This is a genomic window from Streptomyces sp. NPDC002004 (genome assembly GCF_053593975.1).
The window spans coordinates 632,989-640,683 of sequence record NZ_JBSFDP010000002.1; the positions used below are offsets into that span (position 1 = coordinate 632,989).

The 7,695-nt window shown below is 72.6% G+C and carries 8 protein-coding genes; 6 read left to right on the top strand and 2 right to left on the bottom strand.

The genetic code is table 11. The features are described 5' to 3' along the window. Positions 1–35 precede the first annotated feature (35 nt). The 4 genes from ACWCP6_RS05855 to ACWCP6_RS05870 all read left to right on the top strand — a co-directional run bounded on the left by ACWCP6_RS05855 (position 36) and on the right by ACWCP6_RS05870 (position 3,714). On the top strand, positions 36–983 hold the full coding sequence (locus ACWCP6_RS05855; RefSeq protein ID WP_450931077.1) for an ABC transporter ATP-binding protein: 948 nt from the start codon (positions 36–38) through the stop codon (positions 981–983). After that, the gene (locus ACWCP6_RS05860; protein ID WP_450931078.1) at positions 980–1,720 is read left to right on the top strand and encodes an ABC transporter permease; all 741 of its coding nucleotides are present in this window, start codon (positions 980–982) and stop codon (positions 1,718–1,720) included. Before ACWCP6_RS05855 ends, ACWCP6_RS05860 begins: the two co-directional genes overlap by 4 nt. A 165-nt stretch (positions 1,721–1,885) precedes the next feature. After that, on the top strand, positions 1,886–3,103 hold the full coding sequence (locus tag ACWCP6_RS05865) for a sensor histidine kinase (RefSeq protein WP_450931119.1): 1,218 nt from the start codon (positions 1,886–1,888) through the stop codon (positions 3,101–3,103). Further along, the gene (locus tag ACWCP6_RS05870) at positions 3,100–3,714 is read left to right on the top strand and encodes a response regulator (protein WP_450931079.1); all 615 of its coding nucleotides are present in this window, start codon (positions 3,100–3,102) and stop codon (positions 3,712–3,714) included. Before ACWCP6_RS05865 ends, ACWCP6_RS05870 begins: the two co-directional genes overlap by 4 nt. Before the next feature lie 117 nt (positions 3,715–3,831). On the opposite strand, the gene ACWCP6_RS05875 is transcribed toward ACWCP6_RS05870, so the two are convergent. Then, entirely contained in the window at positions 3,832–4,701 is an 870-nt protein-coding gene (locus tag ACWCP6_RS05875) for a transglutaminase-like domain-containing protein (protein WP_450931080.1), read from the bottom strand. A 159-nt stretch (positions 4,702–4,860) separates the two neighbouring features. Then, on the bottom strand, positions 4,861–5,919 hold the full coding sequence (locus ACWCP6_RS05880; protein WP_450931081.1) for a GNAT family N-acetyltransferase: 1,059 nt from the start codon (positions 5,917–5,919) through the stop codon (positions 4,861–4,863). Positions 5,920–6,059: 140 nt separating this feature from the next. Here ACWCP6_RS05880 and fdxA point away from each other — a divergent pair, with 140 nt between their 5' ends. Together fdxA and ACWCP6_RS05890 are read left to right on the top strand one after the other, a co-directional pair. Next, on the top strand, positions 6,060–6,380 hold the full coding sequence (gene fdxA / locus ACWCP6_RS05885; protein ID WP_030669097.1) for a ferredoxin: 321 nt from the start codon (positions 6,060–6,062) through the stop codon (positions 6,378–6,380). A 125-nt stretch (positions 6,381–6,505) separates the two neighbouring features. After that, on the top strand, positions 6,506–7,636 hold the full coding sequence (locus tag ACWCP6_RS05890; RefSeq protein WP_450931082.1) for a bifunctional succinyldiaminopimelate transaminase/glutamate-prephenate aminotransferase: 1,131 nt from the start codon (positions 6,506–6,508) through the stop codon (positions 7,634–7,636). Positions 7,637–7,695: the final 59 nt, after the last annotated feature.

Sequence of the window (7,695 nt, forward strand, 5' to 3'; positions counted from 1 at the left end):
GCCCCACGTCGCCCGTTCCCGACACCATGGAGGACATGACGACGACAGCGACAGCCACCGCGACGGGCACCGGCACGGGGACCGTGGTGACCTTCGACCAGGTGTCGAAGACCTATGGGGACGTCCGTGCCGTGGACGGCCTCAGCCTCGATCTGCGTCCCGGCGAGACCGTGGCACTCCTCGGCCCCAACGGCGCGGGCAAGTCCACCACCCTGGACCTGCTGCTGGGGCTGCGCCCCGCCGACCAGGGGACCGTCCGGGTGTTCGGCGGTACCCCGCGGGACGCGATCGTCGCCGGGCGGGTCGGCGCGATGCTCCAGACCGGCGGGCTGATGGACGAGGTGACCGTCGGCGAGCTGGTGAAGCTCGCGTGCGACCTGCACCCCAGGCCGTACAAGGTGAACGACGTGCTGACCCGGGCGGGCATCACGCAGATCGCCGACCGCAAGGTGAACAAGCTCTCCGGCGGCCAGGAGCAGCGCGTCCGCTTCGCGCTCGCCACCGCCGGAGCCAACGACCTGATCGTCCTCGACGAGCCCACCACCGGTATGGACGTCTCCGCCCGCCAGGCCTTCTGGGCGACCATGCGGGAACAGGCCGACCAGGGACGTACGGTCCTGTTCGCCACGCACTACCTGGAAGAGGCCGACGCGATCGCCGACCGGGTGCTCGTCCTGCACCGCGGCAGGCTCCTCGCCGACGGCACCGCCGCCGAGATCAAGGCGAAGGCGGGCGCGCGCCGCGTCTCCTTCGACCTGGAGACCGTGGACGCGGCCACGGAGAGCTCGCTGCGCCAACTGCCCTTCCTCGCCACCGTCGACATCTCGGGCCGCACCGTCCGCATCCAGTCGACCGACGCCGACGCCACCGTCCACGCGGTGTACGGACTCGGCCTCTACCCCCGCAATCTCGAAGTCGCCGGGCTCGGTCTGGAGCAGGCCTTCGTCGCCATCACCGCAGCCGAGGAGGCCAAGTCGGCATGACCAGCCTGATCAAGCTCGAACTCACCCGCGCCCTGCGCAACAAGAAGTTCCTGTTCTTCTCCGTGATTTACCCGGCGGCCCTCTTCCTGCTGATCGCCGGCGGACAGGACAGCACCACCAAGGTGCCCGGCACCGCACTGACCCTGCCGACGTTCTTCATGGTGTCGATGGCCTCCTTCGGCGCCCTCACCGCCGTCCTGATGGGCAACAGCGAGCGCATCGCCAAGGAGCGCGAGAGCGGCTGGGTGCGCCAGCTGCGCCTGACGCCGCTGCCCGGACGTGGCTACGTCCTGGCGAAGATCGCGAGCGCCGCCGTGGTCAGCCTTCCGGCGATCGTCGTGGTCTTCCTCGTCGCCGCTGCGGCCAAGGGTGTGCGGCTGGACGCCTGGCAGTGGCTCGCGCTGACCGGCGCGATCTGGGCCGGCAGCCTCGTCTTCGCCGCGCTCGGCGTGGCCATCGGCTACCTCGCCACCGGCGACGCCGTCCGCCCCATCACGATGATCGTGTACTTCGGCCTCTCCGTGCTGGGCGGCCTGTGGATGCCCACGACGACCTTCCCGGACTGGCTGCAGTCCATCGCGAAGTGGCTGCCGACGCACGCGTACGCCGCCATGGGCCAGGCCATCGAGGTCGGGAACGCCCCGCATGCGAAGGACCTCACCATCCTCGCCGTGTCCTTCTTCCTCTTCGCGGGCGGGGCCGCCTGGCTGTACCGCAAGGACACCCGCAAGGCGTGAGGACCGCGCCGGCCGGAGGATCATGGGGAACACGAGGCGGTGCTGGTCCATGAAGGCGGCCGCCGGCGACCGAGGCGTGACCCCCGACCCGGGCGTGACCACCGACCGAGGCGTGCCCCTCACCCGGGCGTGACCACCGACAGAGGCGTGACCACCGTGAAGACCATGAACGACGACGACCTGCTCGACGGTCCCTCGGACCCGCTGCCGCCGATGGGCACGCCTCCTCGCAACCGCGCCGAGGTGCGGCGCAAGCTGGTGTGGATCGGCGTCTGGCTCGCGTTCCTGGGCGCCCCGGTCACGGACCTCCTCGACGGGAACCACACGCCGCTCGCCACCGCCCTCGGATGGCTCGGCCTGATGACCTTCGTGGCGGTGTACCTGCTCCTGGTCTTCCGCCACACCGCCCGCCCGCCGTCCCGCAGGGCGCTCGGAGGCGTCCTCGGGTGCCTCACGGCCATTGCCGTGGTCACGTCGCTCACGCTCGGTGACCCCTGGCTGGTCCTCTTCGTGTACGTGTCGGTCTCCTGCGGGGCCACGCTGCCGATGCGGCTGGCCCGCTGGGCGATCCCGGCCGCGACGCTCGTGATGGTGCTGATCGGCCTCCGCAACGGCAGGGGGCTGGAGATCGACCTCGTGATCCCCGCCCTGCTCAGTGGGTTCGCGATGACGGGGGTGCGCCAACTGATCCGTACGACGGTGGAGTTGCGCCAGGCGCGGGCCACGGTGTCCCAGCTCGCCGCGAACGAGGAGCGGCTCCGCCTCGCCCGTGACCTGCACGACCTCCTGGGCCACTCGCTGTCCCTGATCACGCTCAAGAGCGAGCTGGCGGGGCGGATGCTCCCCGACCACCCGGAGAAGGCGGCGCAGCAGGTCGCCGACATCGAACAGGTCAGCCGCCAGGCCCTGGTCGACGTCCGGGAGGCCGTCACCGGATACCGCCGCCCCCGGCTGCTCGGTGAACTCGCCGGCGCACGGGTCGCGTTGACCGCCGCCGGAATCCTCGCCGACCTGCCGACCGAGCCGCAGCTGCCGGACGGCCTCACCGAGGACGGCGAGTCCGCGCTCGCCTGGGCCCTGCGCGAGGCGATCACCAATGTCGTACGGCACAGCGGCGCACGGCGCTGCACGGTGGACCTCGGCCGGCGGGAGACACTCGACGGAGCCGTGCTGCGGCTCACCGTGGAGGACGACGGAACGGGCGGCTCGGGGGTGCCCGGCAACGGCCTCACGGGTCTCACCGAGCGGCTCACGGCGGTCGGCGGCGCGCTGGAGACGTCCTCGGCACGGCGCGGCGGTTTCGTGCTCACCGCCCGTGTCCCGCTGGGTCCCCACGGGGCCGGGGCGGCGGACGTACGGCCCCCCGTAGGATCCGAGGCATGAGCCGAACGATCAAGGTCCTCCTCGCCGAGGACCAGTCGATGGTCCGCGAGGCCCTCGCCGCGCTGTTGGGCCTGGAACCGGACATCGAGGTGGTCGCCCAGGTCGCCCGCGGCGACGAGGTGCTGGCCGCGGTCCGGGCCCAGGACGTGGACGTGGCGCTGCTGGACATCGAGATGCCGGGCAAGACCGGCATCGAGGCGGCGGCCGAGGTCCACGCGGCGCTTCCGGCCCTCAAGCTGGTCATCCTGACGACGTTCGGCCGCCCCGGCTACCTGCGTGCCGCGATGGAGTCCGGCGCCGACGCCTTCCTCGTCAAGGACGCACCGGCCGCCCAACTCGCCGAAGCCGTGCGCAAGGTGCTCGCCGGGGAACGCGTCATCGACCCCACCCTCGCCGCGGCGGCCCTCGCCGAGGGCGCCAACCCGCTCACCGACCGCGAGCGCGAGGTCCTGCGGGCGGCCGCCGACGGCGCCACCAACGCGGAGCTGGCCACCGCCCTCCACCTCTCCCAGGGCACCGTCCGCAACTACCTCTCCACGGCCATCCAGAAGCTGGCGGTGCGCAACCGCACCGAGGCGGTGCGGGTGGCACGCGAGAAGGGCTGGCTGTAGGGGGCGCGTGCGACGGTCACGCGGGGCTCGCGGGGGTGAGCGTCACCTCCAGCGGTCCGGCTGTTCACGGACGGGACCCTCGGGCCGGGCGGCCCGTCCCGCCGGACGTGCCGCGCGTCAGTTCAGCCGGGCGCGGGCGGCGCGGGCCTGGCCGCGGATCACGGCCGCCGTCGGCTCGTCGACCGCGGCGACCACCTCGGCGTACGCGTCGAGCTCCGTGGCGCCGTGGAGGAACTCGCCGCGCTGCACGAGCAACTGGGCGCGCTCGTAGCGCAGCCGGGCCGGGTGGGACGGGAGCAGCAGGGAGAGGTCCAGGGCCCAGAGCGCCACGGCCGTGTGCTCGGGGCGGGCCGCGGCCCAGGCGCGGATGTTGTTGAGGACGCGCAGCACGACGGCGAGCGGATCGGCGGGAATCAGCATCGACGGGTCCAGCGGAGCCCCCGTGGCGCCCGCCACGAGCAGCTGTACGTCGCCGCCGGTGAGCACCCGGCCGCCGTCGAAGGGATCGGCGAGCACCTGCTCCTCGATCACCCCGGGAACGCCGATGCCCACCACGAAGTGCCCCGGCAGAGCCACTCCGTACACCGGTGCCCCCGCCCGCCGGGCGACCTCCATCCACACCACCGAGAGCAGGATCGGCAGCCCCCGGCGGCGGTGCAGCACCTCGTGCAGCAGCGACGACTGCAGCTGCTGGTAGCAGCCGGCGCTGCCGCCGAACCCGTAGTGCTCGCCGAGCAGCTCGGCCAGCGCGTTCGCCCAGTCCCGGGGCTCGCCCGGGCGGAACGGCATCTCGCCCGCGAGCCGGTCCAGCTCCATCTGGGCGGCGTCCATTCCCGCCTCGTCGAGCGACCCGTCCGCCACCGCCGCGATGAGCAGGCAGAGCTGGGACAGGTCGGGCCGTGCGGCCCGGGCCTCCTCGGCGAACAGCCGCCGCCACTCCGCGGCGCGCGCGGGGTCCGGGGGGTGCGGAGGGCTGGGGGGCTGCATAGCTGACTTGTACCCCTTCGGCTCGGGCGCGTCGCCTCCCGGCGGCGCGGAGGGTCGTGATCCGTCGGGTGGTCGTCTCCGCGGACGTGTGCGGGTCTCGGGGCACGCGGGGCGACGACGGGAACGTCCCCCCGGTGCCGGGTGCTGCTGAGTCCAGGGTCACTCAGGATCGGGCGCCCGGTAATGGTGGTAACGGTGGTGTTCTTCGAAGCCCATGCCGGCATACAGCGCCCGGGCACCGTCGTTGTCGGTCTCCACCTGGAGCCATGCCGCCGACGCGCCCTCCTCGAGGGCCTGCCGGGCCAGCGCCGCCATCACCGCCGTGGCCAGGCCCCGGCGACGGTGCGCCGGATCCACCTCCACGGCCATGAACCCCGCCCACCGCCCGTCGATCACGCACCGCCCGATCGCGGCGACCCCCTCCCCGGCCTCGCCGGGCACGGACGCGAACCACACCGAGGGCCCGCTCCCGAGGACGCTCAGCACGTGCGGCCCCGGCTCCTCGAAGCGCTGGTACCGGCGCAGCCAGCCCTCGTCGGCATCCCGCGACAGCCGGACGGCCGACACGTCCGCGTCCAGGTCACCGATCGCCGCGAGCCCGGCGATCCACAGCCCGGCGCTCACCTCGCGCACCCAGCCCCGCTCCTCCAGCTCGCCGCAGAGCACCTCCTGCGTGCCCTCCGCGCCGGTCGCGGTCTGGGCGTACGCGGGCAGCCCCCGCGCGGCGTACCACTCCCGCACCCGCTCCAGCGCATCGTCGAGCGGCACGCCCGGATCGCCGAGCGGCAGCACCGAATTCGCGCGCCGGGTGAATCCTGCGGCCGCGCGCAGCTCCCACCGGCCCAGCCGTTCGCTCTCCACGGGCTGCCAGGCCCGTGCCGAGATCCGCGCGAGCTCCTCGTACGACGTCGCGGGGCCCCGGCGACGCGCCCGGGCAGTCGTCGCGGGGCGCGAAGCGCCTCCTGGAGGGGCGGCGGTCGGGTGACGGGTGGGAACGACCTTGCCCGCGACCAGCGTGGATTCCGCGATGCGGACCCGCTCACCCGTCCGTCGTGTGATCGTGAGCACTCCCTTGTCCCACGATGTGAGAACACCGACCGTGTCGGTGAACTTCGTGGATTCCTCACGGGTGTCACTCACTCGCCGCACAGACACACGTTTTCCCACGTCAGCGGCCGTGATGCGGACTTCGAGCCGTCCGCCCGCAGTGAATTCCACAGCTGTGTCCACCCCTCCTGTTCGGATCATGCCCGGGAACGGAGATACTAGGTGCGGGCATCGACGACGCCGCGCTCCCGCGCGCCAGGCGGCGGAGCCTGAGGAGGCCCGCCAGCGCCCTATCGAGGAGGAACGACAGCGTGACCTACGTCATCGCGCAGCCTTGTGTCGACGTGAAGGACAAGGCGTGCATCGAGGAGTGCCCGGTCGACTGCATCTACGAGGGCCAGCGGTCCTTGTACATCCACCCGGACGAATGCGTCGACTGTGGTGCCTGTGAGCCGGTCTGCCCGGTCGAGGCGATCTTCTACGAGGACGACACGCCGGAGGAGTGGAAGGACTACTACAAGGCGAACGTCGAGTTCTTCGACGAGCTCGGCTCGCCCGGTGGCGCCAGCAAGCTCGGGCTGATCGAGCGCGACCACCCGTTCATCGCCGCGCTGCCGCCGCAGAACCAGTAAGCGGCACGCGCAGACGCGCCGCCTCGGTCCCGTACGGCATGCCCGCCGTACGGGACCGAGGCGTTCGTCCATGGTGGCCGCCCTGGCGGAATCAGGGCGTCCGTCCGAGAGGAAAGTGATCTCCCGTGTCCGCAGTCCCCGATCACCCACCCGTCGCCCGCAGCACGTCGCTTCGTGACCGCCTTCCCGACTTTCCCTGGGACAGGCTGGAGCCGTACAAGGCGACGGCGGTGGCCCACCCGGGCGGCATCGTCGACCTGTCCGTCGGCACACCCGTCGACCCGGTGCCGGACCTGATCCAGAAGGCACTCGTCGCGGCGGCCGACTCGCCGGGCTATCCGACCGTGTGGGGGACCTCGGAGCTGCGGGACGCGATCACGGGGTGGTGCGAGCGGCGGCTCGGGGCGCGCGGGGTGACCCATCACAACGTCCTGCCGATCGTCGGCTCCAAGGAGCTCGTCGCCTGGCTCCCCACGCAGCTCGGCCTCGGCCCGGGCGACACGGTCGCCTATCCGCGGCTCGCCTACCCCACGTACGAGGTGGGTGCCCGGCTGGCCCGCGCCGGCCATGTCGTCTACAACGAGCCGACCGAGCTGGACCCCTCCGGTCTGAAGCTGCTCTGGCTCAACTCGCCGTCCAACCCCACCGGCCGGGTGCTGTCCAAGGACGAGCTGATCCGGACCGTGGCCTGGGCCCGGGAACACGGCATCCTCGTCTTTTCCGACGAGTGCTACCTGGAGCTCGGCTGGGAGGCGGACCCCGTCTCGGTGCTGCACCCCGACGTCTGCGGCGGCTCGTACGAGGGCATCGTCGCCGTCCACTCCCTCTCCAAGCGGTCGAACCTCGCCGGGTACCGGGCGGCCTTCCTCGCCGGTGACGCCGGTGTGCTGGGCGACCTGCTGCAGATCCGCAAGCACGGCGGCATGATGACGTCGGCGCCCACGCAGGCGGCCGCGGTCGCTGCGCTCGGCGACGACGTGCACGTCCGGGAGCAGCGCGAGCGTTATGCGGCCCGTCGCGCCGCCCTCCGCGACGCCCTGGTGGGCCACGGCTTCCGCATCGACCACTCCGAGGCCAGCCTCTACCTCTGGGCCACCCGCGACGAGTCCTGCTGGGACACCGTCGCGCGTCTCGCCGAGCGGGGCATCCTGGTGGCCCCCGGCGACTTCTACGGCGTGGCCGGCGCCCGGCACGTCCGCGTCGCGTTCACGGCGACGGACGAGCGGGTGGCGGAGGCGGTCAAGCGCCTCGCCTAGTGCCTGTCGTCGCCCTTCGGGCGACGACGGGAATGTGACGCCAGGCCCTGGCGAACGGC